This is a genomic window from Bradyrhizobium sp. i1.15.2, assembly GCF_040548425.1.
In the GTDB taxonomy this organism is placed as follows: domain Bacteria; phylum Pseudomonadota; class Alphaproteobacteria; order Rhizobiales; family Xanthobacteraceae; genus Bradyrhizobium; species Bradyrhizobium canariense.
In genome coordinates, this window is sequence record NZ_JBEPRQ010000017.1 from 123,095 (window position 1) to 149,376 (window position 26,282).

The following is a 26,282-nucleotide window of genomic DNA, read 5'->3' on the forward strand; positions in this document are numbered from 1 at the left end:
GTCTCTACTCCGCCGCGACCATGTTCACGGGATCGCGGACGCCGGCATCGTCGATGTCGGCCTTATGCGAATACTGGTCGATGCGCGCTTCGATCTCATGACGGAAATGCGCGATCAGGCCCTGGATCGGCCACGCCGCCGCGTCGCCGAGCGCGCAGATGGTGTGGCCTTCGACCTGCTTGGTGACTTCCAGCAGCATGTCGATCTCGCGCTTGTGGGCGCGACCGTCGGCCATGCGGGTCAAGACGCGCCACATCCAGCCGGTGCCCTCGCGGCATGGCGTGCACTGGCCGCAGCTCTCGTGCTTGTAGAAATAGGAGATGCGGGCGATGGCGCGGATCAAATCGGTCGACTTGTCCATCACGATCACGGCCGCGGTGCCGAGGCCCGAGCGCAGCTTGCTCAACGAGTCGAAATCCATCGGCGTGTCGATGATCTGCTCGGCCGGCACCATGCGCACCGAGGAGCCGCCGGGGATCACGGCCTTGAGGTTGTCCCAGCCGCCGCGGACGCCGCCGCAATGCTTCTCGATCAGCTCACGGAACGGAATGCCCATGGCCTCTTCGACGTTGCAGGGCCGCTCGACGTGGCCGGAAATGCAGAACAGCTTGGTGCCGACATTGTTCGGACGGCCGATGCCGGCGAACCACGCCGCGCCCCGGCGCAGAATGTCCGGCGCAACCGCGATCGACTCGACATTGTTGACGGTGGTCGGGCAGCCGTACAGGCCGACATTCGCCGGGAACGGCGGCTTCAGCCGCGGCTGGCCCTTCTTGCCTTCGAGGCTCTCGAGCAGCGCAGTTTCCTCGCCGCAGATGTAGGCGCCGGCGCCGTGGGCGACATAGATGTCGAACGGCCAGCCGTTGATATTGTCCTTGCCGACCAGCTTGGCCTCATAGGCCTGGTCGATCGCCGCCTGGAGATGCTCGCGCTCGCGGATGAACTCGCCGCGGACATAGATGTAGCAGGCATGCGCATTCATCGCACAGCTCGCGATCAGGCAGCCCTCGATCAGGAGATGCGGATCGTGCCGCATGATCTCGCGATCCTTGCAGGTCCCGGGCTCGGACTCGTCGGCGTTGACGACGAGATAGCTCGGCCGGCCGTCGGTCGATTCCTTCGGCATGAACGACCATTTCAGGCCGGTCGGGAAGCCGGCGCCACCGCGGCCGCGCAGGCCAGAGGCCTTCATCTCGTTGATGATCCAGTCACGGCCCTTGTCGATGATGTTCTTCGTTCCATCCCAGGCGCCGCGGCGCCGCGCGCCCTCGAGCCCCCAATCGTGGAGGCCGTAAAGGTTCTTGAAGATGCGGTCCTTGTCCTCGAGCATGTCAGTGCTTTCCGATCAACGGTTGGCTTGCTTGTAGGCAAGCCCGGCGGCGCAGACGGCAAAGGTCAGCGCCCAGAGCAGGCTGGATTCCAGCGACGCGCTGAGGGCGAAGCGCTGAAGCAGGAAAATGAATGTGGCCGCCACGGCGGAATGCATTGCGACGAAGCCCCACTTCTTCACAACACTGCTCCCTTCAACTCGCGGCGCCGAGAGATCACGCATCAGGTGATCTCCTTCAGCGTGGTCGGCCCACCGGTCGGCGCCGAGAACTGGCGGCCGTTCTGCGGACCGGGCTTGGGCGGATTGCCCGAAGCAAAGCCGTCAAGCACCTTGCCGAAGCTTTCCTTGGTCAGATCCTCATAGGTGTCCTTGCCGATCAGCACCATCGGCGCATTCACGCAGGCACCGAGGCACTCCACCTCCTCCCAGCTGAAATTGCCGTCCTTGGAGAGATGGAAGGGCTCGTGATGGATGCGGTGCTCGCAGACGTGGATCAGATCCTCGGCGCCGCGCAGGCGGCACGGCGTGGTGCCGCAGACCTGGATGTGGGCCTTCTTACCGACCGGGGCCAGCTGGAACATCGTGTAGAAGGTCGCGACCTCGAGCACGCGGATATAGGGCATATCGAGCATGTCGGCGACAGCGCGGATCGCGGCCTCCGAGACCCAGCCTTCGTGCTGTTCCTGAACGCGCCAGAGGATGGCGATGACGGCCGAAGCCTGGCGCCCGGCCGGATATTTCGCGATCTGCTGCTTGGCGAACGCGAGGTTCTCCTCCGTGAACGCAAAGCTCGCGGGCTGGACTTCCTTCGGTGCTAATCGGCGAACGGACATCTCTTCAATCTCTCATTGCATGCGGCGCGCGGTTTTCGCATTCAGGGCATTGATCCTGTCCTGCCAGAATGCGCTTGCGGTGCCGAAAACATTGTAGCCGACATGGGTGGAGACCTTGATGCGGTCGAGGATCGACAGCTCGGTCACCGTCTCCATACGCCTTGTGCTGGGATCGTAGACGATCAGCTTCAGCGGGGTGTGTTCGAGGATGTAGCGCGATACTGCGTGCGAGCGGTCGCTGCCGTGCTCCTCGCACATGACGACGCTGTCGGCCTGGAGCAGCCGGGCGCCGCCCTTGATCGCCTCGATCTCGACGCCCTCGACGTCGAGCTTGATCAGGTACTTGCCGGTGCTAGCGACCTTGCCGTCGTCGATCAGATTGTCGAGCGCGATGACCGGCACGTCCTCGCCGACCGCCGACGCATCGCCGGCAATGCTGAAGGCCTCGTGCTTGGTGCCTGACAGACGCGCGGTGCCACGGGCCGCGCCGATCGCGCATTTCATGGTCTCGAAGCGGCTGCCATTGATGCGGACGTTGTTGGCGAGCTTCGGATAGTTCTGCCCCGACGGCTCGATCGCGATCGCCTTGTGCGAACCGAACGGCTTGCTTGACACCAGCACCGACCAATAGCCGTAATTCGCGCCGCAATCGAGCAGCGTGTAGTCGACGTCGATGGAGTCGGCGAACAACAGCTCCAGCTCGTCCTCGTAATTGTAGGAGCGGTTGAGCAGCTTGCTCCAATAGCCGTCGCCGTAGGGAAATTCGAACACGGCGTCGGGGTTGAGCTTGATCGCGATGTTGCGCTCGGGCAGCGTCTTCCGCAGCAGATTGGCGCAGGCGATGTAGCCCATATGCGAGAAGTGCGACGAGATCTTCGATCCCGTCACCAGCGCCAAGGCAGCCGTCCGCTCCCACAGGTTGGCCCCTTCAAGGGCCCCCGAGGCGCGGTCAAACTGGATCGGCGCCTGCGCCATCACCGATCGACCTCTCCGAACACGATGTCGAGCGAGCCGAGGATCGCCGAGACGTCGGCGAGCAGATGACCGCGGCAGATGTGGTCCATGGCCTGCAGATGCGCAAAGCCCGGCGCGCGGATCTTGCACTTGTAGGGCTTGTTGGTGCCGTCCGAGATCAGAAAGACGCCGAACTCGCCCTTGGGCGCCTCGACCGCGGCATAGACCTCGCCGGCCGGCACGTGGACGCCTTCGGTGTAGAGCTTGAAGTGGTGGATCAGCGCTTCCATCGAGCGCTTCATCTCGCCACGGCGCGGCGGTGCGACCTTGTTGTCCTCGACGACGACGGGGCCCTTCCCGTCGGCTGCGTTCAGCTTCTGGATGCACTGCTTCATGATGCGCACGGACTGGCGCATCTCTTCCATGCGGATCAGATAGCGGTCGTAGCAGTCGCCGTTCTTGCCGATCGGGATGTCGAAATCCATCTCGGCGTAGCATTCATAGGGCTGCGACTTGCGCAGATCCCAGGCCGCGCCCGAACCGCGCACCATCACGCCGGAGAAGCCCCACTCCCAGGCTTCCTTCAGCGAGACGACGCCGATGTCGACGTTGCGCTGCTTGAAGATGCGGTTGGCGGTGAGCAGCCGGTCGAGATCTTCGACCACTTTCAGGAACGGATCACACCAGGCGTCGATGTCGTCGACCAGCTTCTGCGGCAGGTCCTGATGCACGCCGCCGACGCGGAAATAGGCTGCGTGCATGCGGCTGCCTGAGGCGCGCTCGTAGAATACCATCAACTTTTCGCGCTCTTCGAAACCCCACAGCGGCGGGGTCAGCGCGCCGACGTCCATCGCCTGCGTGGTGACGTTGAGCAGGTGCGACAGGATCCGGCCGATCTCGCAATAGAGCACGCGGATCAGCTGCGCGCGGCGCGGCACCTCGATGCCGAGCAGCTTTTCTGCAGCCATGCAGAAGGCGTGCTCCTGGTTCATCGGCGCGACGTAGTCGAGGCGGTCGAAATAAGGGATCGCCTGCAGATAGGTCTTCTGCTCGATCAGCTTTTCGGTGCCGCGGTGAAGCAGGCCGATATGCGGGTCGACGCGGGCGACGACCTCACCATCCAATTCAAGCACAAGACGAAGAACACCGTGCGCAGCTGGATGCTGCGGTCCGAAGTTGATCGTAAAGTTGCGAAGCTGTTCGGGTTGCTCGTTCATGATCAGACCTTCGGCCCCGCTTTTTCATCGCCCGGAAGGACCGGATAGTCGGCGCCCTCCCACGGGGACAAAAAGTCGAACTTGCGGAATTCCTGGTTGAGCCTGACCGGCTCGTACACCACCCGCTTCTCCTGGTCGTCGTAGCGGACCTCGAGGAAGCCGGTGGTCGGGAAATCCTTGCGCAGCGGATGACCCTCGAAGCCGTAATCGGTCAGGAGGCGGCGCATGTCGGGATGACCGACGAAGATCACGCCGTAGAGGTCGTAGGCCTCGCGCTCGAACCAGTCGGCGCCGGGAAACACCTCGATCAGCGACGGCACCTGCGTGGTCTCGTCGGCCTGGGCCTTGAGCCGGACCCGCGCGTTCAGGGTCGGTGACAGGAAGTGATAGATCACGTCGAAGCGCTTCTCGCGCGAGGGATAGTCCGCCGCCGTGATGTCGGTGAAATTGATGAAGCGGCAGTTCGGGTCGTCGCGGAGGTACTTGACCACCTCGACGATCTTGCTGACCTCGACATCGACCGTGAGCTGGTTGAAGGCCACCGAATGACCGATGGCGGCGCCCGGAAGCGCGCTAACGATCGTCTGCCCCAGGGCGTCGAGCTTGGCGTCGTCCATGACGTAAAACCTTAGCGTTCGATGGTGCCGGTGCGGCGGATCTTCTTCTGCAGCAGCAGCACGCCGTAGAGCAGCGCTTCCGCCGTGGGCGGGCAGCCCGGCACGTAGATGTCGATCGGCACGATACGATCGCAACCGCGCACGACCGAGTAGGAATAGTGATAGTAGCCGCCGCCGTTGGCGCAGGAGCCCATCGAGATGACGTAACGCGGCTCGGGCATCTGGTCGTAGACCTTGCGCAGCGCCGGCGCCATCTTGTTGGTCAGGGTCCCCGCGACGATCATCACGTCCGACTGACGCGGCGAGGCGCGCGGCGCGAAGCCGAAGCGCTCGACGTCGTAGCGCGGCATCGACACCTGCATCATCTCGACCGCGCAGCAGGCGAGACCGAAGGTCATCCACATCAGCGAGCCGGTACGCGCCCAGGTGATGAGGTCGTCGGTCGCGGCCACGAAGAAGCCCTTGTCGGACAGTTCCGAATTGACCTCGAGGAAGAACGGATCATTGGCCCCGACCGGCTTGCCGGTCGACGGGTCAAGGATGCCCTTGGGGGCCGGCGCGAGAACCGGACCGACGGACGACACAGGGTTCAATCCCATTCCAGTGCGCCTTTCTTCCATTCATAGGCGAACCCGACCGTCAGCACGCCAAGGAACACCACCATGGACCAGAAGCCGGTCGCGCCAAGCTTGCCGAACGCCACAGCCCAGGGAAACAGGAACGCCACCTCGAGGTCGAAGATGATGAAGAGGATGGCGACGAGATAGAAGCGGACGTCGAACTTCATGCGGGCGTCGTCGAAGGCGTTGAAACCGCACTCATACGCCGACAGCTTTTCCGGGTCAGGCTGCTGGAACGCCACGATGAACGGCGCGATCAGCAGCACCAGGCCAATGAGGCCCGCTACCCCTATGAAGACGACGAGTGGAAGATAGTTCTGCAGAATGCCGCTCATTGACGAGCCCTTTTTCCCGCAGCCTCGGGACAGCCACGGATTCGTCCAGTTTGGAATTGTTCTGAGCCTTAGCGCAGTGCACCAATGGGCGCAAGACACGCTCTTTTTAGGCCCTTTGTCGCCCTCAGAACGGTGGAAATCCCGGAATCACCCCGCGGCTGGTATGGAGCAGATCGACCGCCCCAGCAAGGGCGCCCCGATCAGTCCACACGCGCTGGGCCGTGACGTCCGTGATTGGGAAGGCTCACTCTATCTAGGCCGCGACGCTGCAAAGTCCAGATTACAACGAGGCCAAGCGCGCCCATTATCGGGCGAGCGACCCGGGAGCCATGCATCACGATCGGACCCGGGCTCGTCTGGCGAATGCGTCGGGCAGGAGGCGCCCGCTTCGCCGCAGCGAAAAATGGGTGGCGAGCGCGGCGGCAACGTGGCTGGGTCGTCGCGCGCCGCGCTCGCATGAGCTTCGGGCCGGGGGGCATGGCCCGCGAGCTCATCGATCTCGTGGTGGAAGCCGGGTGACGAGCCGGTCAGGCTCTCACGATCGCCTTTCGCCTTTCCCCACCATTTGGCCTGTCCTCACCATTTGTAGGAAACGCTGGCGGTGACGCGCCGGCGGTCGCCGTAGAAGCAGGAGGACGCCGCCGCGCAGCTGGCGACGTAGATCTTGTCGGTCAAATTGACCACGTTCAGCGCGGTGCGCCAGTTCTGCCATTCATGGTGGAGCGCGAGATCGCCCAGCACGACCGCGGGAACCTCAAGGGTATTGGCCGCATCCGCCCACGACGAACCGATATAGCGGATGCCGCCGCCGAAGCCGAAGCCCGCCAGCGGCCCGTCCTTGAAGGTGTAGTCCGCCCAGCCGGACACCAGAAGCTCAGGCGTGTTGGTCGGGGTCTTGCCGACCAACGCCGGGTCCAGATCCCTGCTGTTGAACAAATGGTAGGCCGTGAACGAGCCGATCAGCTTCAGCTCGCGCGTGGCGTTCGCCACCGCTTCGAGCTCGATGCCGCGCGAGGTCACCTCCCCGGTCTGGTTCTGCAAGGTCGTGACGACAGGGTCGGTCGTTGCCACATGCTGACGTTTCAAGTCGAACACCGAAGCGGTGAAGTAGCCGTCAAATCCCCGCGGCGCGACCTTGACGCCGATTTCCGCCTGCTGGCCGGTCTCCGGCAGGAACAGCTGGTTTTGCGCGTTGAGGCCGATAATTGGATTGTAGCTTGTGGCGTACGACACATAGGGCGCGATGCCGTTGTCGAAATTGTAGATCAGCCCGGCGCGCCCGCTGAACCTGCTGTCGTCGCGGCTGGCGAGCGTGGCGCCGGTATCACGGCCAGCCTGCGTCGTCTCGACCCAATCGTTGCGGCCGCTCAGCACCAGCGTGAAGTTGCCGAGCTTCATCTGGTCCTGAAGATAGGTACCGGCCTGCTTCTGCGTGATCTGGAAGTTGCGGAACGGCGCGCCCGTCAACGGAATGTCAAATCCATAGGCGGGATTGAAGACGTTAATCGAAGGAACGGTGCCGAAGTTGAATGCCTGATAGTCGTCGATCTGGTAGCCCTTCAAATCGACCCCGAACAGCATGGTGTGACGCAGCGCGCCGGTGTTGAAGCGGTACTCCAGCTGGTTGTCGAGATTGGCTTGGTTCGCGGTGTTCTTCGCATACCAATTATAGCGACCAAGACTAGCCGTGTTGATGTCAGCCCAATTGTTGCCGACGTAGCCGCGATAGGTCACGTCGACATGGGCAAACCGCGCATTCTGCCGGAACGTCAAATCGTCGGTGAGATTGCGCTCGAACTGATAGCCCAGCATCTCCTGCTCGCGCGTGAACTTGTCGACGCTGGGATCGCCGGCGAAAAAGCTGGTCGGGATCTTGCCGAACCGAGCGTTGGTCACCGTGCCCTCATAGGGCAGGAAGTTGATGCCACGGGTTTCCTGCCGGGAAGCTGAAGCCAGCACCGTGAACGTCGTGTCGGCGTCCGGCTTCCAGGTCACCGAGGGCGCGATGAAGTAGTTGTTATCCGGCGTGAAATTGACCTGCGTGGGGCCGTTCTGGACCTGGCCGACGACGCGGTAGAACAGCTTGCCGTTCTCAGGGCTCGTCGCGACCGGACCGCCGACATCGAAGCCGACATAGGCATTGCCGAAATTGTTGACGCCGGTCTCGATGAAACGGACGGGCTCCGCGGGCGGCATCTTGCTGATGACGTTGACGATGCCGCTCGGGCTCGATCCGCCATAGAGCACGGCCGACGGACCGCGCAGCACCTCGACGCGCTCCATGTTGGGCGTCTGAAGCTTCCAGCTCGCATAGGACGTGTAGAACAGCTGCATGCCGTCGAGGAACAGTCCGACATCGTCGGACTTGAAGCCGCGGATCAGCCACCAGTCGTTGCGCGTGTCCGCGCCGAAGGTCCCGGCGCGGACGCCGGCGGCATAGCGCAGGACCTCGTCGAGCTTGTTCGCCTTCTGGTCGCGGATCTGCTCCGCGCCAATCACCGACACCGCCTGCGGCGTCTCCATGATCGGCGTGTTGGTCTTGGTGCCGGACGAGCTGCGGCCGGCGACGTAGCCGTGCACCGGCCCGCGTGGCGTCTCGACGAAACCGACATTGCGCGGCGGCGGCCTGCTCCGGCTGGCGGTCTGCTCGGATGATCGCGGCGCGCGGCGCTGGACGGAGGGCGCCGCCCGGCGGCGCGCTTCCGGCGCGGTGACGGTCACCGACGGAATGTTCTGCGCGCCACTCTGCGCAGGAGATTGTGCAAGCGATGCCTGCGGCAGCAAAACCCAGGCGGATGCGGTCGCCAATACGGCCGACCGCAGCATTCCAAGACTGTTCACGCGCAACCCCAAAACTGCGTGTTTTGATTGCACATGCTGTCGGCCCATGACGGCATGCGCTTGCGGTGACGCTTAGGGGAGCGCGCGCGAATTCCCTAATTGAAAGCCTCTTAGAAGGAGTCTTAGAAAGAGTCTTGGAAAGGGTCTTGGAAGCGATCCAACATGTTCCGGGATCGCCGAAACGTCAGCGCGAAATCTTCTCGCTCTCGAGCATCTCGGCGGCGATCGCCGTCAGCTGATCGACCTGCTGCAGCAAGGTCGCGAACTCGGCTTCGCTCAGATGTTCGCGCAAACGCCGATTGCGCTCCTGCGCACCGGCGACGATCGCATCATGTGCCGCAAGGCCCGTTGCGGTCAGCGAGACCAGCACCTCGCGGCTGTCTTTCGGGTTGGCCGATTTCGCGATCAGCTTGCGCGACACGAGTTCCGCAAGCGCGCGGCTGATCTGCCCCTTGTCCTGGCCGACGGCTTCCGCAAGCCGCGCCACGCTCATCGGCGGCCGCCGGCCGAGCGAGGCGACCAGGCCGAACTCGACCGATGACAATCCGGCGAGGCGCTTGTAGCGCAGGATGGCACCGCGCTTGAGCAGATTGGCCAGCACCATCAGCCGCGACGATAGCATGACGGTGATCGGCGCCGGCGACTGACTTTCGTCCGCATCGGACGATGTGCGCCCGGCCCTGCTTGATGTCTGGCTCATGGTCCACCTCTGCCAAGAAAGCCGCGGCGTGCCAAGTCTTGGTAGCGCGACCTCCCCAGCCTGATCCGAATGCGACTAAGAGGCATTTAGAAATCGTTGACATTATCATCTATCTAATCTTCACTTGGCACAAGGCATCAAAAATGGCCCGGCCGGTACGGCCAACTGCGGGAGGACCGGTATGAGCATCACCCAGCGGGATCGCGATCTCGGCACGGCCTATGCGATGAAGCCGGCGCACACCCGCACCGAGCTCACCTCGGTCGTGCGCGGCACGCCGATGGGCGAACTGCTCCGCCGCTACTGGCATCCGGTTGGCCTCATCAGTGACGCCACCGACACGCCGAAGAAAGTCCGCACGCTCGGCGAGGATCTGGTGCTGTTCCGCGACAAGCACGGCCGCGCCGGTTTGCTGCACGCTCGCTGCTGCCACCGCGGCACCACGCTCTATTATGGCAAGGTCGAGGAGGACGGCATCCGCTGCTGCTATCACGGCTGGAAGTTCGACACCGAGGGTCATTGCCTGGAGCAGCCCTGCGAGCCCGACGGCGGCCAGTTCAAGGACAAGGTGCGCCAGCCCTGGTATCCGGTCGAGGAACGCTACGGACTGATCTTCGCCTATATGGGCCCGGCCGAGAAACGTCCGGTGCTACCGGCCTATGAATGCCTGGAGACCATGGACGACGGCGAGTTCGTCGAGGCCGACGATTCCTCGATCGGCGGCGGCGGTCCCGCGATCATCCCCTGCAACTGGCTCCAGCATTTCGAGAATGTGGTCGATCCCTACCACGTGCCGGTGCTGCACGGCTCGTTCTCGGGTCCGCAATTCACCAACATGATGGCGTCGATGCCGGAGGTGACGTTCGACAAAACGCCGCGCGGCATCGCCGTACGCTCGATCCGCAAGCAGGATGACGGCCGTGTGTTTTACCGCGTCACCGAGGCGGCGCTCCCCACCTTGCGCGTCGTGCCGAACCCTCGCGTGGCGCAGTTCGCCCGCGTCGAGTCGCTTGGCTGGACGCTGCCGATCGATGACACCTCGTTCCGCATCTACGTCGCCGGTCGCGTCAAGAGCGCCGGCGACATCGGCCGCATGCGTTCGAAGTTCAACGGCAAATTCTGGTGGGACATGACCGAGGAAGAGCACCAGCAATTTCCGGGCGATTACGAAGCCCAGGTCGGCCAGGGACCGCAGACCATCCATTCCGAGGAGCATTTCGGCCAGAGCGACCGCGGCATCCTCATGATCCGGCGCATGCTGAGCGAGCAGCTCGAAGCGATGGAAGCAGGCCGCAATCCGATCGGAATCTCATTCGATGTGAACGCGCCTCCGGTCGAATTCGAAGCGGGGAATTACATCCGCGAAGGCTGACATGCCAGCTCCAATCAGGGCTGGACCGACAACGAGAACAACGACAAATTGGGGGAAGCGATGGTCGATGTGACGTCACAGATGTCGGTGCAAACGGCCGCCGCGGCAAAACCCTCGGCACGGCGCTATTACGTGCTCGGCCTGCTCACGATCATCTACGCGCTGAACTTCCTCGACCGCACGATCTTCAACGTCCTGATCGAGCCCATCAAGAAGGAATTCCAGCTCAGCGACACCATGATGGGCCTGCTCGCGGGCTTCGGCTTCGCCCTGTTCTATTCCCTGCTCGGCATTCCCATCGCGCGCGTCGCCGACCGGCTCAACCGGCGCAACATCGTCGCCGCTGCGTTCGCGTTCTGGAGTGCGATGACGGCGTTGTGCGGCGCCGCTTCGAGCGTCACTTCGCTGGCGCTGGCGAGGATCGGCGTCGGCATCGGCGAATCCGCGGGCTCTCCCGCCTCGCAATCGATCGTCGCTGATCTCTTTGCCAAGAATGAGCGTCCGCGCGCGCTCGGCATCTACGCCGTCGGCACCTATCTCGGCGTCTTCCTCGGCTATTTCGTGGGCGGGTACGTCAACCAGCACTATGGCTGGCGGATGGCATTCTACGTCGCGGGCCTGCCCGGTATCCTGCTCGCTATTGTCCTGTGGCTGACGATCTCCGAGCCGAAGCGCGGCGCCATGCAGGAGACTTTCGTGCCTGAGCCGCTCGGGCCGACCCTGCGCTTCCTGGCCTCGCAGCAGAGCTTCATCATCGTGCTGATCGGCTTCTGTCTCACCACTTACACGAACTATGCGACCGCGGCGTGGATACCGCCGTTCCTCGCGCGCGTGCACCATCTGTCGAGCGCCGAGATCGGCACCTATGCCGGCACCTTCAAGGGGCTCGCCGGCATGGCGGGCACCCTGCTCGGCGGCTTCGTGGTGGCGCAGATCAGCCGCCGCGACGATCGCTGGAAGCTGTGGGCGCCCGCCATCACCTCGGGCCTTGCCGGCCCGGTGTTCGCGCTGTGCATGCTGACGCAGGACTTTGCGATGATGGTGGCCACGCTGGCGCTGACCTCGTTCCTGGTCGGCTTCCATCTCGGACCGATCTTCGCGATCGCGCAGACGGTGGCCAAGCCGAGCATGCGGGCGCTGGCCTCCGCCCTGATCGCGCTCACCGCCACCTGCTTCGGCCAGGGCGTCGGGCCGCTCGCGGTAGGCGTGGTCAACGATGCCCTGAAGGGCGCTTACGGCGCCGAGGCCGTGCGCTATTCCCTGCTTTCGGCGGCGGTCACGACCACGCTGGGGGCGCTCCTGTTCGTCTGGGCGGCGCGCTCGATCCGGGACGATATCGGCCGGGCGGCCGTCTGAGGCCGGTGCAGACCGCAAGCCCGGCGAAACCAACCGGGCGTATTCATGAAACCATTTTGCGGAACCCGCGAAACCATCCGGAAACAGACGGTCCTTACAAGAAGAGCCATAGACGGCGGCAAAGCCCGTCGGGAGGCTCAGATGAACCACTCCATTCACTCTGCTGATCGTGCGACCCACCTGAAGATCGTGGTGGTGGCGCTGGTGGCCGGCATCACGGTGGCCGGCTTCGGGATCGCAGCCCGCACCAATGCCGATTACAGCCAGACCGCCCAATCCGCCCACGTGATCAAGGCCGGCAAGCCGGTCGTGGTGACCAGCGCCGGGACGTCGGAGATCCGCTGAGGATCAAAAAGGTCCGGTTTGATACCGAACGGCCGCCTTCGGGCGGCCTCTTTGATTCAGGCGATGGGGTGATGCTCCGATATGGATCGGGTCAATAGCTGCCGCAGCAGTGCTTGAATTTGTCGCCTGAACCGCAGGGACAGGGATCATTGCGGCCGACACCGCTCTGCCCATAACGCAGCCGGTTGAGGGCCTTCCTGTTCTGCTCCAGGATCATCTTGCGGCGCGTCTCCTGCACGCCGATCACGGCAGCATTGTCGCCGGCGTCCCAGAACGCCTGCGGCTTCAGATGGGCGAGCTTGCCGCTGACATAGACCGGGTAGAACCAGCCGAGCGTTCCGTCGCGCAGGCGCTGCAGCGTCGTCAAATCGTAGAGGAAGAAACCTGCGTCCAGCAGCATCGCGTTGATGTCCTGGAAGTCGTCAACGTCAGTCTCGCAGACGACAACGCTGCAATTCTCGAGCACGTACCGCGCGCCCTTCAGTGCGGCCTGTTCCGCGCCCTGCACATCGAGCTTGAGCAGGAACGGCGGCTTGAGCGACAGCTCCTCGACCAGCGCATCAAGCGTCGTCGCCGGCACTTTCACCTTGCTGGTGGAGAGGTCGTTGACCCGCGACCAGTAGACGTCGCCGGCGGGGCGCAGCGATGACCAGTAGGGATGCACCGATTCCGTGATCTCGATCTCGCCCTCGTGGTCGGTGATGGCGCAAATGCGATAGTGCCCGCCAAGCACCTCCTTGATCGCCTTGAGGGAGTCCTCGTAGATCCTGTTAGCATCGACGTTCAGTGGCACCGCACCGCCGAGGCACGACTGATGGTTGAGCACGAAGTGCCCATCGGCGCAGCCCAGATCGATGACGGTGCCGTAGCGCACGCCCTTCGCGAACAAATTCTGCAACGTCGCGCTGAAATCGGCTGCCTGCATCAAATCGATCCGAACAATCCCGGATTGAGCGGTACCATGCGATCGACGGCGCGATCAATCCGGCGCCTGACGGCCGTGGCGCGGGCGAGAGATTTTGCGTGGGTCAAAGACCAAAAAGCACGCGGAAGTCGGGGCGCGCCGGACCCGGGATCGAAGCGAGATCAGGATTTGAGGTAAGGGTATGAAAGGATTGCCAAAAATGGCGCGAGAGACGGGGCTCGAACCCGCGACCTCCGGCGTGACAGGCCGGCGCTCTAACCAACTGAGCTACTCCCGCGTGACACGCAAATGTCTGCGGAACGAGGGGGGACTTAAAGGCCGGACCTGTTGAAGTCAAGGATGTTGCATCCACAGCCGGAACGATCGGTTTTCCGCTGAGAGCGCGCACGAACGTGACCCTCGCCCGCGGGCCTGACGTGTCAGTCCAGCCCCGAATCGTCTACCCCTCCGGGAACTTGCGGGGTTTGGGAGCCGTCATCCCGACCACCGGCAGGAATCGAGGAGGCCAGACATGGCTAAGAAAGACTCGGCCAAGAAGGATTCGGCGAAGAAGGCAGCCGCTCCCGCCACCATCACGCTCAAGCACCTCGCCGCCGACATTGCGGAGAGCCAGGACCTGTCGAAGAAGCGCGCCGAGGCCGTTCTGACCGACATGGTCGACCTCATCACCAAGCATCTGAAGAAGGGCGACCGCGTCCGGATCGTCGGGCTTGGAATCCTGCAGGTGCGCAAGCGCGCCGCCCGCACCGGCCGTAATCCCGCCACGGGCGAGCCCATCCACATCAAGGCCAGCAAGAAGGTCGCCTTCCGCCCGGTCAAGGAGCTGAAAGAGGCGATCTGACCACTCACGTTTCGTTAAGCCTGATCGGCTTGCTCCGGCCGCAACGCGGCCCAGTTTTCTGGTATACCGCCTCTCTCACCTCACTCGGCGGTTTGACCAGAAATGTCCTCCCTCACCTTTTCGCACACCGTGACCGAGCGCTTCCTGCGCTACGTCACCATCGACACCCAGTCCGATCCGGAATCCCCGAGCTCGCCCTCGACGGAGAAACAGAAGGATCTCGGCCGTGTGCTCGCCGCCGAGCTCAGGGAAATGGGCGTCGAGGACGCTCATCTCGACGATTACGGCTACGTCTACGGAACGATCCCGGGCAACACACCCAAGAAGGTGCCGGTGATCTGCTTCTGCTCGCACATGGACACCTCGCCCGACGTCACCGGCAAGGACGTCAAACCGCAAATGGTGAAGAACTATCGCGGCGGCGATATCACCCTCCCAGGCGACACCAGCCAGGTGATCCGCTTCGCCGAGCATCCGGCGCTGAAGAACCAGATCGGCAACGACATCATCACCACCGACGGCACCACGCTGCTCGGCGCCGACAACAAGGCCGGCGTCGCCGAGATCATGGATGCCGCGCATTTCTTCATCAACAACCCGCAAGTGAAGCACGGCACCATCAAGATCCTGTTCACGCCTGACGAGGAGATCGGCCGCGGCGTCGACAATGTCGACATCAAGAAGCTGGGCGCCGAGTTCGGCTACACCATGGACGGCGAGAGTGCGGGCAGCGTCGAGGACGAGACCTTCTCGGCGGACGGTGCCACCATCACCATCAACGGCGTCAGTGCCCACCCCGGCTACGCCAAGGGCAAGATGGAGCATGCCATCAAGATCGCCGCCGCCATCGTCGAGCGCCTGCCCCGGGAAGGCTGCTCGCCCGAGACGACATCAGGCAAGCAGGGCTTTCTGCATCCGATCGGCATCGAGGGTGCGCTGGAGCAGGCGACGCTCTCCTTCATCGTGCGCGACTTCACCGAGGAAGGGCTGAAGGAGAAGGAGATCCTGCTCGAGAACATCGTCAAGGACGTGATGAAGGATTTTCCGCGCTCGACCTACACATTCGAAGTGCGGGAGCAGTACCGCAACATGAAGCAGGTGATCGATCGCCACCCGCACATTCTCGAATACGCCATCGAAGCGATCCGCCGCGCCGGCCTGCGCCCGATGCGCACCGCGATCCGCGGCGGCACCGACGGCTCCCGCCTCTCCTTCATGGGCCTGCCCTGCCCCAACATCTTCGCCGGCGAGCACGCATTTCACTCCCGGCTCGAATGGGTCAGCCGGCAGGACATGGAGAAGGCGGTGCAGACGATCGTCCACCTCGCCATGATCTGGGAGGAGAAGGCCTAGCGCCTCTCGTCAAAGCACCATGGCCGGGATCGCTCCCGGCTATCGGTTGGGCGCGACCCGTCGTCGGTCTTGGACATGCAATCGATGCAACACATTGTGTCTGGTCGCGCCAGGCTTGCAACCGAGGTTGCAGGCAGCGGCACTGCGACGGTCTTTCTTCATGCCAACGTGTGCGACCGTCGCATGTGGCGCGCCCAATTGAATGGAATGAGCGCCACTCACAAGACGGTCGCGTATGATCGACGGGGGTTCGGCGAAACTCGCGCCGAGCCGGAGGACTTTTCCGCACTCGCAGACCTGGTCGCGGTGCTGGAGGCTACCGCAGACGACCAGCCCGCAATCCTCGTTGGCTGCTCCCTCGGCGGCCGCATCGCGCTCGACGCCGCCCTCCGGCATCCGTCGCGTGTTCGGGCCCTCGTTCTGATCGCGCCGAATGTCGCAGGCGCAGCCGATCCGGTCTACACCCCTGACATCGAGACGCTGATAATCCAATCGAGGCAGGCCGAGGCATCCGGCGATCTCGGTCGGTTGAACGCCATGAAGGCGCGCCTCTGGCTTGATGGACCGCTGGCGCCCGAAGGCCGCGTAGTCGGTGCCGCTCGCGATTTGCTCCTTGATATGAACGGCATAGCGCTCCGGTGCCCGCCATTCGGATCGGAGGTCGACATTCGCCCCTTCTTCCACCGGCTTCATGAAATCGCGGTACCAACCCTGGTTGTATGGGGCGACCTGGATTTCCCCTACGTCCAGGAACGCTGTCGCCAAGTCGTCGCGTCAGTCCCAGACGCAGAGAGCCACGAAATGCCGGGCGTGGCACATCTCCCTAACCTGGAGCGCCCGGCGGAAATCACAACTCTCATTGCCGAGTTTATCCGCCGGCGCGCCGGGACCGACAGGTAGACAGCAACAACGCCCGATCCGCTTACGGCACCGGCATCGCGCGCGGATTGCGATGGAAGCGGTTCGAGCTTGCCATCCAGTTCGGCAGCGGCTCGCCGTCGCGATGGCGACCGCCGGCCACCGCCGCAGCCCAGGCCACCGCAGCGCCGATCAGGGTTGCTGCCGCAACGGAGAAGGCGACGATGATGGAGTTACGCCGCGCCCGATTGATCGCCGTCCTTGAATCCGCGATCACGGCGTCGACCCGTCGTTCCGAGTCGGGTGCCGCGAGTCCCGTCAGCGCGGCCACCTGCTGCACGAGGTAGGCCCGATCATCGGTGCTGACGCCGCTGTGGCTCGATGACGTCATCAGGATGCGTCCTGCTTCGGCACGAGGTTCCCTGAGGTCGGTGTTGGGGGGCCGCCGCGCTACGCGAAACAGCTTATCCAGCTCGTAACTCAACAAGGGCTCGGCGGCGGAGGTATTGCTGGCCGAACTGCGCATCGGCGAGCGGTCAATCGCTGCTGCGCCGAGCATCGCGAGCAGAGCGGCACCAAGCAGCACGGCAAGCGCCCAGGACATCAGCCCATGCACGCCATCCCGTCGTTCGCCATCGTCTTCGATCGTCGCAATCGCCGGCGCTGGTCTTGCTGTACGGCCGGCGACATAGCCGCCAAAGCCGAAGCTGATAATCGCCTGGATGATCAAATAGAAGCCGGACAGCAGCGCAAGCGCCGCCGATGCATCGCGCCATGTCGGCGAGGCTGAACTGACGCCCAGGCCGACGGCGACTCCAAAGCCGACCAGGATGAACGACATTGCGCCGGCAGCCAAAGCGCCTGCGATGACCGAGCTCCACTGGATGGTGCGCCGGTCATCGGCAGCGACGCCGCCGCCTTCCATGATGTCTTCCCGTATGAGAGTTTCCATCGTCATCACCGCCCTCTCAACGCAGGCCGAAGAACGACAGGATCGCCATGATCACGACGATCAAGCCGATGAGATAAATCAATCCGTCCATGGTCCGTCCTCCTCAATGTCTCCTCGTCGCTAATCACAACGAATAAGGAAGGTTCCAAATTGGACCGAGCCTGCGGGAACGAACCGGCGCGATGCGGATTATTTGTCCAAGTCCCAAGGATGAAGTTTGTGAGCACGAAAGCCCCAGCCGGTCGGTCCCGGCTGGGGCTTTGTTTTTGGGCGGCGGTTCCTGTCCTATGTTAACGACGCCGGCTCTCCGATCATCAAGGATGCGATCGGGGCGGAACCTCTGGATTGGGAGAGCCGCGTGGATCGCAGAACCGCGTGCCTTCATCAGGCAGATGCATTCCGGGAAAAGGCAATCGCCGATCCCGAGCACCACGACCAGTGGATCGACGAAGCCATCAAATGGCTGGAACGCGCCATGGAAGCCGGCTGTCGCGCCGTCGTCACGGTCGAAGCCGGCGATGTGCCGAACGTGGCAGGCGGAGCGTCAGCCGATGCTCAGCTCAGCTTGATCACGCGCCAATGAGAAGAGCTGCCGTCTTCGCGACCGCTGCGGCAATTGTTCCAGGGACGTAACAATGTTGCGGGTCGACACTGTTCCCGCCCCCATGCTAGGCCGGACGCAGACCGCAACCAGAGTGAAATCGTGCTCGCGAACCGCCAGCCCTCAGGATCATGCCGGCCGCGCAACTGGCGCGGGCTGCTGTCTGTGCTGATCGCGGTTGTCTACCTGCTCGCGGGAGCGCTGCATGGCCTGCACGACATCGACGTCACCACGCCCGGTGGCGGCTCGGAGATCAGCGCGGTCCTTGACGGCTCCGCAGATCACAACGACCACAAGGCCATCGGCGGACATCATTGCCATGGCTGCTTCTCGGTGACGGTGGCGCAGCCGGCGCCACCGGCCGCATCGATCGGGCTCGTGTCCGTATCGCGCCCACAACGCGCACCCCGGCTCGCCGGAATTGTTCCCGACACCGACTCCCCGCCTCCCAAACATATGACCTGAATGGATTGGTCGGGCGCTCCGCGCCCATGAGGTTCATCCTTCACAGGTCGGTTTCATGTTTTACAGGGGAATGGCCGCGCGCCTGGCGTGCGCGGTAGCGTGTCTGATTGTCGGATTGGCGCTTGCGCCGTCTCACGCCCAGACTCTGACGATGCGGAGCGCACTCTCGCGCGCGCTGGCCACGAGCCCGCGACTGACCGCGGCGGAGCGCGATGTCGGCATCGCCACGGGCCAGCGCATCCAGGCCGGTGCGCTCCTCAATCCGGAGCTGAGCTACGAACAGGACAATTCGTTCGGGTCCGGCATCTATCGCGGCACGCGATCGGCGGAGACCACGCTTCAGATCAGCCAGGCCTTCGAGCTGTTCGGCAAACGCGACGCGCGGATTGCGGCGGGTGTCGCCGGCATCGAGGTGGCCGCGATCCAGCGCAAGGCCGTCAGGCTGGAGGTGCTGTCGGAGACCGCGATTGCCTTCCTTAGCGTACTCGGCGCGCAGCGGCGCATCCAGATCCTCGACGAGCAGATCACCGCCATCGATCGGCTGACGCCGCTCTTGCGCCGCCGCGTCGAGGCCGGCGCCTCCTCGCCGGCCGAGACCGGCCGTGCGGAAGTGGCATCCGCCCTGGTGAGGGCCGACCGCGAGCGCTTCAAGGCGACGCTGGCCATCGCCCGGCGCGAGCTGGCGGTACTGATGGGCGACGCGGCACCGAAATTCGGCGAGGTCTCCGGACGGCTCGACACGATGGGACGGCCGCCGACATTCCAGTCCGTCGTCGCCGCGATCGATGCCAATCCGCAGCTGGTGCGCTGGACCGCGATCTATGCCCAGCGCAATGCCGAGCTGTTGCTGGCGCGGCTGCGGCCCTATCCCGACGTGCGGATCGCCGCCGGCTGGCGCCATTTCAACGAGACCAATGACGACGCGGCGCGCCTCACCGTCTCGGTGCCGATCCCCGTGTTCGACCAGAACCAGGGCAATATCCTTTCGGCGCAGGAAAGCCTTGCCAAGACCAAGGCCGAGCGCGAGGCCAACCGCAACACGCTGATCGTGGTCGCGGGCCGCGCCTACGACTCGCTCCAGGGCTCGCTGCGCGAGCTCGCGGTGCTGCGCGAGAGCGCCATTCCCAAGGCCACCGAAGCCTCGGACGCCATCGCCCAAGGCTACGGCCAGGGCCGCTTCAGCCTGCTCGAAGTGCTCGATGCGCAGGCCAGCGTCACCCAGGCGCGGCTGCGCGAGCAGGAGGCGCTGCAGAATTTCCACGCGGGGGTGGCGACCATCGAAGGCCTCGTCGGCAATCCCTTCACGCTGGCGCGGGAGAGCGCACGATGAAGACGTCCTCCACCATCCTCGTCGCATTCGTTACCGCCGCGCTCGGCGCTTATGGCTATTCCCTGCTGGCCCCAACAAGGGTCGAGCATGCCGAACACGCCGCAGACAAGAAGCCGGACAAGCCGAACGACCATGTCGAGCAGGACGAGCACGGCGCCGACCGGATCCGCATCTCCGACATCAAGCTCGCAGCCGCCGGCGTAACGTTGGCGGAAGCCGCGAGCGTCACGCTGACCGACACGCTCGCCTTCAACGGCATCCTGCGCGCCAACCAGGAAGCCGTGGTGCAGGTGACGCCGCGCTTTCCCGGCGTCGCCAAATCGATCCAGAAGCGCATCGGCGACAAGGTCGGCAAGGACGATCTGCTCGCCGCGATCGAGAGCAACCAGAGCCTCACCGTCTACGAGCTCAAGGCGCCGCTTGCCGGCACCATCATCGAGCGGCAGATCTCGCTCGGCGAATACGCCTCCGAGCAGAAGCCGGCTTTCGTCGTCGCCGATCTCTCGACCATCTGGGTCGACCTGTCGATCTACCGGCAGGACCTGCGGCGCGTCCGCCTCAACGACGAGGTGCTGATCGATCCCGACGACGGCCGCGGCGAGATCAAGGGCACCATCTCCTACATGGCCCCGATCGGCTCGAGCGACACCCAGACCGCGCTGGCGCGCGTGGTGCTGCCAAATCCCGACGGGCGCTTGCGTCCCGGCCTGTTCGTCACGGCACGGCTGATCCTCGCCGCGCGCGACGTCGCGGTCGCCGTGCGCAAAAGCGCGATCCAGACGCTGGAGAATAGGACCATCGTGTTCGTCCGCGAGGACGGCGACAAGATCGAGGCGCGCCCCGTGGAGCTTGGCGATTCCGATTGCCGCCATGTCGAGATCAGGGCCGGACTATCGGCCGGCGAGCATTACGTCGCGGAAAACAGCTTCGTCGTGAAGGCGGAGATGGGCAAGGGCGAGGCCGAGCATGATTGAGCGCCTCATCGCGGTCTCGCTGCAGCAGCGCTGGCTGGTCCTCTTGCTCGCATTCGGCGTCGTCGCTTTCGGCGCCTGGAATTTCCAGCGCCTGCCGATCGACGCCGTTCCTGACATCACCAACGTCCAGGTCCAGATCAACACCCGTGCCCCCGGCTATTCGCCGCTGGAAACCGAGCAGCGCATCACCTTCCCCGTCGAGACCGCGATGGGCGGGCTGCCCAAGCTCGACTACACCCGCTCGCTCTCGCGCTACGGCCTGAGCCAGGTGACGGTCGTCTTCAAGGACGGCACCGACATCTATTTTGCCCGCCAGCTCGTCGGCGAACGGATCCAGCAGGTAAAGGACCAGCTTCCGGCCGGCGTCGAGGTCGCGATGGGACCGGTCTCGACCGGGCTCGGCGAAATCTTCATGTACACCGTCGAGGCCAAGGCGGGCGCGAAGACGCAAGGCGGCCACGACTATTCGCTGACCGATTTGCGCACCGTGCAGGACTGGATCATCAAGCCGCAGCTTCGCAACGTGCCGGGGGTGATCGAGGTCAACACCATCGGCGGCTTCGAGCGGCAATTCCACGTGCTCCCCGATCCCGGCAAGCTGATGGCCTACCGGCTTGGCTTCCGCGACGTCATGACGGCGCTCGCCGCAAATAATGCCAACGTCGGCGCCGGCTATATCGAGCGCAATGGCGAGCAGTATCTGGTTCGCTCGCCGGGCCAGGTCGGCAATGTCGGCGAACTCAGGGACATCGTCATCGGCTCGCGCGGCGGCAATCCCGTCAGGATCAGGGACATCGCGACCGTCACCGAAGGCCGCGATTTGCGCACGGGGGCCGCAACGCGCGATGGCGAGGAAACCGTGCTCGGCACCGCCATGCTGTTGATCGGCGAAAACAGCCGCACCGTGGCGCGCCGTGTCGCGGCCCGGCTCGAGGAGATCGCCAAATCGCTGCCCGACGGCGTCGTGACGCGGACCGTCTACGACCGCACTGATCTGGTCGAAGCCACCATCCGCACCGTCGAGAACAATTTGGTGGAAGGCGCGGCCCTGGTCGTGGCCGTGCTGTTCCTGATCCTCGGCAACATCCGCGCAGCGCTGGTAGTGGCCTGCGTCATTCCGCTGTCAATGGCCATGACGGTCACCGGCATGGTCGAGACCAGGGTCAGTGCGAACCTGATGAGTCTGGGCGCGATCGATTTCGGCATCATCGTCGACGGCGCCGTGATCATCGTGGAGAACTGCCTGCGCATGCTGGCCGAGGCTCAGCGCGAGAAAGGCGGCCTGCTCACGATCTCCGAACGGCTGTGCGCGATCCGGCGCGGGTCGAGCGAGGTGATCAAGCCGAGCCTGTTCGGAACGCTGATCATCGCGGTGGTCTACCTGCCGGTGCTGACGCTGACCGGCGTCGAAGGCAAGATGTTCACGCCGATGGCGCTGACGGTGCTGATGGCACTGGCCGCCGCGGTGCTGTTCTCCATCACCTTCGTGCCGGCCGCGGTCGCCATCTTCGTCACCCGCAAGGTGTCGGAACACGAAAACCTGTTCATGCGGCTGGCGAAGCGCGCCTATCTCCCCCTGCTCCGGCTTGCGATCGACCATCGCCTCAGCGTCGCAATCATGGCCGCCATCATCGTGGTTGCAAGCTGCGTTACGGCCGCGCGCATGGGCGGTGAGTTCATTCCGAGCCTGGACGAAGGCGACGTCGCGCTGGCCTCGATCCGGATTCCCGGAACCAGTCTGACCCAGTCGCTGGACCTGCAAAAGGCGCTGGAAAAACGTATCAAGCAGATTCCGGAGGTGAAGGAGTTCTTCACCCGCATCGGCACCGCGGAGATCGCGACCGACCCGATGTCCCCGGCACAGACCGACGGCTACATCATGCTGAAGCCGCGCGCCGAATGGCCCGACCCGGGCAGGCCCAAGTCGGACGTGATCGAGGCCATCGACCGTGCCGCCGATGACATCCCCGGCAGCGCCTATGAAATCTCCCAGCCGATCCAGTTCCGTGTCAACGAGCTGATCTCCGGGGTGCGAAGCGATGTCGGCGTCAAGATCTTCGGCGACGACCTCGACATCCTGCAAGGCGCGGCAAAACAGGTGGAGGCCGCGATCCGCCGTATTCGCGGCGCCAGCGACGTCAAGATCGAGCAGGTCTCTGGCTTGCCGATCCTCACCGTCCGCCTCGACCGCCAGGCGCTCGCCCGGTACGGGCTCAGCATCAGTGAGGTGCAGGGCATTGTCGAGATCGCGGTGGGCGGCAAGTCGGCCGGCAAGCTGTTCGAGGGCGACCGCCGCTTCGACATCGTCGTGCGCCTGCCGGAACATCTGCGCGGCAATCTCGAAGCCATCAGGGCGATCCCGATTCCGCTGCCGCCGGGTGAGGAGGCAACAATCGGCGCGCCGATCCGGACGGCACTGCCCGGCTCCCCCCTCGCCCAGATGCGCTATGTGCCGCTGTCGTCGGTTGCCACCGTCGATGCGACGCCCGGCCCCAACCAGATCAGCCGCGAGAACGGCAAGCGGCGCATCGTCGTCACCGCGAACGTCCGCGCGCGCGATCTCGGCTCTTTCGTCACCGAGGCCGAGGCGGTCGTGGCGGAGAAGGTCAAGCTGCCGCCGGGCTATTGGATCGGCTGGGGCGGACAGTTCGAGCAATTGGTCTCCGCCACCAAGCGGCTGACCCTTGTGGTGCCGGTGGCGCTGCTGCTGGTGTTCCTGCTGCTGTTCATGGGCATGGGATCGGCGGCGGATGCGGCGCTCGTGTTCTCCGGCGTGCCGCTGGCACTGACCGGCGGCGTCATGGCGCTGCTGCTGCGCGGCATTCCCTTGTCCATCAGCGCCGGCGTCGGCTTCATCGCGCTGTCGGGCGTGGCCGTGCTCAACGGGCTCGTGATCATCGCCTTCATCGAGCGGCTGCGCAGCGAGGGGCACCCCGTTGCCGACGCGGTGCGCGAGGGCGCGCTGACACGCCTGCGTCCGGTGCTGATGACGGCGCTGGTGGCGTCGCTCGGCTTCGTGCCGATGGCCCTTGCCACCGGGGCCGGGGCCGAGGTGCAGCGGCCACTTGCGACCGTGGTGATCGGCGGCATCATCTCCGCGACCGTGCTGACGCTGCTGGTGCTGCCGGCGCTCTACGTGCTGTTCCGCCGTGACGGGGCTGCCGAAACGCTTACAATGGCGCCTGATTTGGCAGCGTCCGGGGAGCGCTAGAGGTGGGCAACCACGACCATCACGGTCATCATCACCATGATCACAGCCACGGCCATGATCACGATCATGGTGGCCACGCCCATGTCCATGCGCCCGCCAGTTTCGGCAAGGCGTTCGCGATCGGCATCTCGCTCAACACCGCGCTGGTCGTGGCCGAGGCCGTCTACGGCTATATCGGCAACTCCACCGCCCTGCTTGCAGATGCCGGCCATAATCTTTCCGACGTGCTCGGCCTGGTCGTGGCCTGGTGCGCGTCGATCGCGGCGCGGCGCGCGCCCAGCGGCCGCTTCACCTATGGCCTGCGTGCCTCCACGATTCTGGCAGCGCTGGCGAACGCGGTGTTCCTGCTGGTCGCAACCGGCGCGATCGGCTGGGAAGCGTTTTTACGCCTGCGTGAGCCGGAGCCTGTCGCCGGCGTCACCGTGATGGTGGTCGCCGGCATCGGCATCCTCATCAACGGTTTCACCGCCATGCTGTTCGCGCGCGGACGCAAGGACGATATCAACATCGAAGGCGCCTACCTGCATATGGCGGCCGACGCCGCGGTCTCGCTCGGCGTCGTCATCTCGGCGGCGCTGATCATCTGGACCGGCTGGCTCTGGCTCGATCCCGTCACCAGCCTCGTCATCTGCGCCACCATCCTCTGGAGCACCACCAGCCTGCTCCGCGGCTCGATCGACATGTCGATGGCGGCTGCGCCCAGGGGCACCGACATCGCCGCGATCAGGGTGTTCCTGCTGGCACGTCCCGGTGTGTCCGCGATCCACGATCTTCACGTCTGGCCGATCTCGACCACCGAGACGGCTCTGACCTGCCACCTCGTCATGCCCAGCGGCGCCGGCGATGCGTTCCTGATGGAGACGGCGCGAATGCTGAAGCGCTCCCACCGGATCGGCCACACCACCCTTCAGGTCGAGACTCATCCCGACAATGGCTGCGCCCTGGCGCCGGATGATGTGGTGTAGGATTCGCCAGCCCACCACTCGTCATTGCGAGCGCAGCGAAGCAATCCAGACTGCCTCCGCGGACACATCTGGATTGCTTCGTCGCAAGAGCTCCTCGCAATGACGGTGGAGAGAGGCGCGCCTACGCCGCCTTCGCCGTCACGATCCAGATCGCGCCCTGGAGCGCGACGCTCTGTCCCTTCAGGAACGGCGCGAGCATCTCGCGGATCGAGGCTTTTGCCGCGGCATATGTCTCCGGAGGATGGCCCTGCAGCGCGCGGCTGGCGGGGCCGATCTGGAGCGAGCCCTCGACCGCGGCATCGAGCCCGCCGCCGATCGCGACATCCATCGCGAGATTGTGCGGCTCCATCGCGACGTCGACGAAGCCCGCGCCTGTCAGGATGCGCGTCACGCGCTCCTCGGAGGCAAAGGCGAACGGGCCCGGCTCTTCCGGCCCGACCGGCGGCATCTTGGGCACGTGTTTGTAGACCGCCATCAGCGGCGCCATCATCCACGGATTTTCCTTCGGCTCGCGCCAGCAGGCAAACGCCAATCGCCCCGTCGGCTTCAGCGCACGGCGGAGGTTGGTGAAAGATGCGATGGGATCGGCGAAGAACATCACGCCGAACCGCGAGGCCAGTAGGTCAAAGCTCGCCGGCTCGAATGCATGCACCGTCGCATCCGCCAGCACGAAATCGAGCGGCAAGCCCTTTGGCGCAAACGCACGCGCCTGCGACAGCATCGGCTCGGAGACGTCGAGCCCAAGCGCGAAACCATTCGGGGTCACCGCTTTCGCGAACGCGAACGTCGTCGCGCCGGAGCCGCAACCGACATCGAGGACGCGCTCGCCCGGCTTCGGCCTGGCGCGGGCGATCAGCACGTCGGCAATGGGGCCGAGCAGGCTCTCCTGCGCCGCATGGCGATCGGCCCAGCGCTGCCCGCTGGGGCCATTCCAGTAGGCGATCTGGTCGGCGTTCTGCTCGTGTCCGCTCGGCTGTTCCATTGGGGCCTCTGTCGTTTTGTCGGTCGTGATACCACGCCGGAAGGTCATCAAGCGGTTCAAATGAGCACGGTTTGCGGTGCGGCCGCCTCTTGCTCCAACACCCGAGGGGGCGCTAAAGAGGCGCCGTGGGGCGGTTAGCTCAGCTGGTTAGAGCATCTCGTTTACACCGAGAGGGTCCGCGGTTCGAATCCGTGACCGCCCACCAGCCGGCCCTTGTCCAGACCGGAGACATAGGTAACAGGTCGTACCTAAGACATGGGTGACAACCTCGTGCCGAACGGGTTGTCGAGGGGTTTCAAAGTCGT

25 protein-coding genes and 2 tRNA genes are annotated in these 26,282 nt (G+C 64.4%); 13 read left to right on the top strand and 14 right to left on the bottom strand.

All coding sequences use genetic code 11. The annotated features are described in order from the left end of the window. Positions 1–4 precede the first annotated feature (4 nt). The 10 genes from nuoF to ABIB80_RS26390 all read right to left on the bottom strand — a co-directional run bounded on the left by nuoF (position 5) and on the right by ABIB80_RS26390 (position 9,447). A complete protein-coding gene (gene nuoF, locus ABIB80_RS26345; RefSeq protein ID WP_219682216.1) occupies positions 5–1,330 on the bottom strand; it encodes an NADH-quinone oxidoreductase subunit NuoF in 1,326 nt (441 codons plus the stop codon). 15 nt (positions 1,331–1,345) lie between these two features. Continuing rightward, positions 1,346–1,552, bottom strand: a complete 207-nt coding sequence (locus ABIB80_RS26350) for a hypothetical protein (RefSeq protein WP_007603552.1) — start codon at positions 1,550–1,552, stop codon at positions 1,346–1,348. Beyond that, positions 1,552–2,163: an NADH-quinone oxidoreductase subunit NuoE gene (gene nuoE, locus ABIB80_RS26355; protein WP_219682217.1), complete on the bottom strand. Its 612-nt coding sequence runs from the start codon at positions 2,161–2,163 to the stop codon at positions 1,552–1,554. Before nuoE ends, ABIB80_RS26350 begins: the two co-directional genes overlap by 1 nt. A 12-nt stretch (positions 2,164–2,175) precedes the next feature. Then, the gene (locus ABIB80_RS26360) at positions 2,176–3,138 is read right to left on the bottom strand and encodes an FkbM family methyltransferase (protein ID WP_219682258.1); all 963 of its coding nucleotides are present in this window, start codon (positions 3,136–3,138) and stop codon (positions 2,176–2,178) included. Next, positions 3,138–4,334, bottom strand: a complete 1,197-nt coding sequence (locus ABIB80_RS26365; RefSeq protein WP_007603549.1) for an NADH-quinone oxidoreductase subunit D — start codon at positions 4,332–4,334, stop codon at positions 3,138–3,140. The genes ABIB80_RS26360 and ABIB80_RS26365 overlap by 1 nt, the downstream gene beginning before the upstream one ends. A 2-nt stretch (positions 4,335–4,336) precedes the next feature. After that, positions 4,337–4,951 carry an NADH-quinone oxidoreductase subunit C gene (locus tag ABIB80_RS26370; RefSeq protein ID WP_007603539.1) on the bottom strand — a complete coding sequence of 205 codons (615 nt, stop codon included), beginning with the start codon at positions 4,949–4,951 and terminating at the stop codon, positions 4,337–4,339. An 11-nt stretch (positions 4,952–4,962) separates the two neighbouring features. After that, entirely contained in the window at positions 4,963–5,550 is a 588-nt protein-coding gene (locus tag ABIB80_RS26375) for a NuoB/complex I 20 kDa subunit family protein (RefSeq protein ID WP_354128704.1), read from the bottom strand. Then, a complete protein-coding gene (locus ABIB80_RS26380) occupies positions 5,541–5,906 on the bottom strand; it encodes an NADH-quinone oxidoreductase subunit A (RefSeq protein WP_007603535.1) in 366 nt (121 codons plus the stop codon). Before ABIB80_RS26380 ends, ABIB80_RS26375 begins: the two co-directional genes overlap by 10 nt. A 576-nt stretch (positions 5,907–6,482) precedes the next feature. Next, the gene (locus tag ABIB80_RS26385) at positions 6,483–8,732 is read right to left on the bottom strand and encodes a TonB-dependent siderophore receptor (RefSeq protein ID WP_354128711.1); all 2,250 of its coding nucleotides are present in this window, start codon (positions 8,730–8,732) and stop codon (positions 6,483–6,485) included. Positions 8,733–8,931: 199 nt separating this feature from the next. Next, on the bottom strand, positions 8,932–9,447 hold the full coding sequence (locus tag ABIB80_RS26390) for a MarR family winged helix-turn-helix transcriptional regulator (RefSeq protein ID WP_007603531.1): 516 nt from the start codon (positions 9,445–9,447) through the stop codon (positions 8,932–8,934). Positions 9,448–9,628: 181 nt separating this feature from the next. On the opposite strand from ABIB80_RS26390, the gene ABIB80_RS26395 reads away from it, so the two are divergent. The 3 genes from ABIB80_RS26395 (at position 9,629) to ABIB80_RS26405 (ending at position 12,520) form a co-directional block, all read left to right on the top strand. Beyond that, the gene (locus ABIB80_RS26395) at positions 9,629–10,819 is read left to right on the top strand and encodes an aromatic ring-hydroxylating dioxygenase subunit alpha (RefSeq protein WP_007603530.1); all 1,191 of its coding nucleotides are present in this window, start codon (positions 9,629–9,631) and stop codon (positions 10,817–10,819) included. Positions 10,820–10,879: 60 nt separating this feature from the next. Continuing rightward, complete coding sequence (locus tag ABIB80_RS26400; protein ID WP_007603529.1) at positions 10,880–12,175, top strand: spinster family MFS transporter; 1,296 nt, start codon at positions 10,880–10,882, stop codon at positions 12,173–12,175. Between the two features lie 141 nt (positions 12,176–12,316). Then, positions 12,317–12,520, top strand: coding sequence for a hypothetical protein (locus ABIB80_RS26405; protein ID WP_026232877.1), 204 nt, complete (start codon positions 12,317–12,319; stop codon positions 12,518–12,520). A gap of 91 nt (positions 12,521–12,611) precedes the next feature. On the opposite strand, the gene ABIB80_RS26410 is transcribed toward ABIB80_RS26405, so the two are convergent. After that, the gene (locus tag ABIB80_RS26410) at positions 12,612–13,445 is read right to left on the bottom strand and encodes an FkbM family methyltransferase (protein ID WP_219682218.1); all 834 of its coding nucleotides are present in this window, start codon (positions 13,443–13,445) and stop codon (positions 12,612–12,614) included. 200 nt (positions 13,446–13,645) lie between these two features. Beyond that, positions 13,646–13,722, bottom strand: a tRNA-Asp gene (locus tag ABIB80_RS26415). 234 nt (positions 13,723–13,956) lie between these two features. On the opposite strand from ABIB80_RS26415, the gene ABIB80_RS26420 reads away from it, so the two are divergent. The 3 genes from ABIB80_RS26420 (at position 13,957) to ABIB80_RS26430 (ending at position 16,539) form a co-directional block, all read left to right on the top strand. Continuing rightward, a complete protein-coding gene (locus ABIB80_RS26420; RefSeq protein WP_007603525.1) occupies positions 13,957–14,286 on the top strand; it encodes an HU family DNA-binding protein in 330 nt (109 codons plus the stop codon). A 102-nt stretch (positions 14,287–14,388) separates the two neighbouring features. Continuing rightward, complete coding sequence (pepT, locus tag ABIB80_RS26425; protein ID WP_219682219.1) at positions 14,389–15,639, top strand: peptidase T; 1,251 nt, start codon at positions 14,389–14,391, stop codon at positions 15,637–15,639. Positions 15,640–15,723: 84 nt separating this feature from the next. After that, positions 15,724–16,539, top strand: coding sequence for an alpha/beta fold hydrolase (locus ABIB80_RS26430; RefSeq protein WP_219682220.1), 816 nt, complete (start codon positions 15,724–15,726; stop codon positions 16,537–16,539). Positions 16,540–16,561: 22 nt separating this feature from the next. Here ABIB80_RS26430 and ABIB80_RS26435 read toward each other — a convergent pair whose 3' ends face one another. Further along, complete coding sequence (locus ABIB80_RS26435) at positions 16,562–17,455, bottom strand: hypothetical protein (RefSeq protein ID WP_007603523.1); 894 nt, start codon at positions 17,453–17,455, stop codon at positions 16,562–16,564. A gap of 352 nt (positions 17,456–17,807) precedes the next feature. Between ABIB80_RS26435 and ABIB80_RS26440 the strand changes: the two genes are divergently transcribed. From ABIB80_RS26440 to ABIB80_RS26465, 6 genes are all read left to right on the top strand, one after another. After that, positions 17,808–18,032, top strand: a complete 225-nt coding sequence (locus tag ABIB80_RS26440) for a protein-tyrosine phosphatase family protein (protein WP_219682221.1) — start codon at positions 17,808–17,810, stop codon at positions 18,030–18,032. A gap of 120 nt (positions 18,033–18,152) precedes the next feature. Beyond that, positions 18,153–18,515: a hypothetical protein gene (locus ABIB80_RS26445; RefSeq protein WP_219682222.1), complete on the top strand. Its 363-nt coding sequence runs from the start codon at positions 18,153–18,155 to the stop codon at positions 18,513–18,515. Between the two features lie 55 nt (positions 18,516–18,570). Then, entirely contained in the window at positions 18,571–19,845 is a 1,275-nt protein-coding gene (gene ihpA / locus ABIB80_RS26450) for a divalent metal ion exporter subunit IhpA (RefSeq protein WP_354128705.1), read from the top strand. Beyond that, positions 19,842–20,819, top strand: a complete 978-nt coding sequence (gene ihpB, locus ABIB80_RS26455) for a divalent metal ion exporter adaptor subunit IhpB (protein WP_354128706.1) — start codon at positions 19,842–19,844, stop codon at positions 20,817–20,819. The genes ihpA and ihpB overlap by 4 nt, the downstream gene beginning before the upstream one ends. Next, on the top strand, positions 20,812–24,030 hold the full coding sequence (locus ABIB80_RS26460; RefSeq protein ID WP_354128707.1) for an efflux RND transporter permease subunit: 3,219 nt from the start codon (positions 20,812–20,814) through the stop codon (positions 24,028–24,030). Before ihpB ends, ABIB80_RS26460 begins: the two co-directional genes overlap by 8 nt. A gap of 2 nt (positions 24,031–24,032) precedes the next feature. After that, positions 24,033–24,995, top strand: a complete 963-nt coding sequence (locus ABIB80_RS26465) for a cation diffusion facilitator family transporter (RefSeq protein ID WP_354128708.1) — start codon at positions 24,033–24,035, stop codon at positions 24,993–24,995. Positions 24,996–25,116: 121 nt separating this feature from the next. Here the strand turns inward: ABIB80_RS26465 and ABIB80_RS26470 are convergent, their stop codons facing one another. Continuing rightward, positions 25,117–25,977, bottom strand: a complete 861-nt coding sequence (locus ABIB80_RS26470; RefSeq protein WP_354128709.1) for a class I SAM-dependent methyltransferase — start codon at positions 25,975–25,977, stop codon at positions 25,117–25,119. A gap of 128 nt (positions 25,978–26,105) precedes the next feature. On the opposite strand from ABIB80_RS26470, the gene ABIB80_RS26475 reads away from it, so the two are divergent. Then, positions 26,106–26,182: transfer RNA gene (locus ABIB80_RS26475), tRNA-Val, on the top strand. The last annotated feature ends 100 nt before the right edge of the window (positions 26,183–26,282 follow it).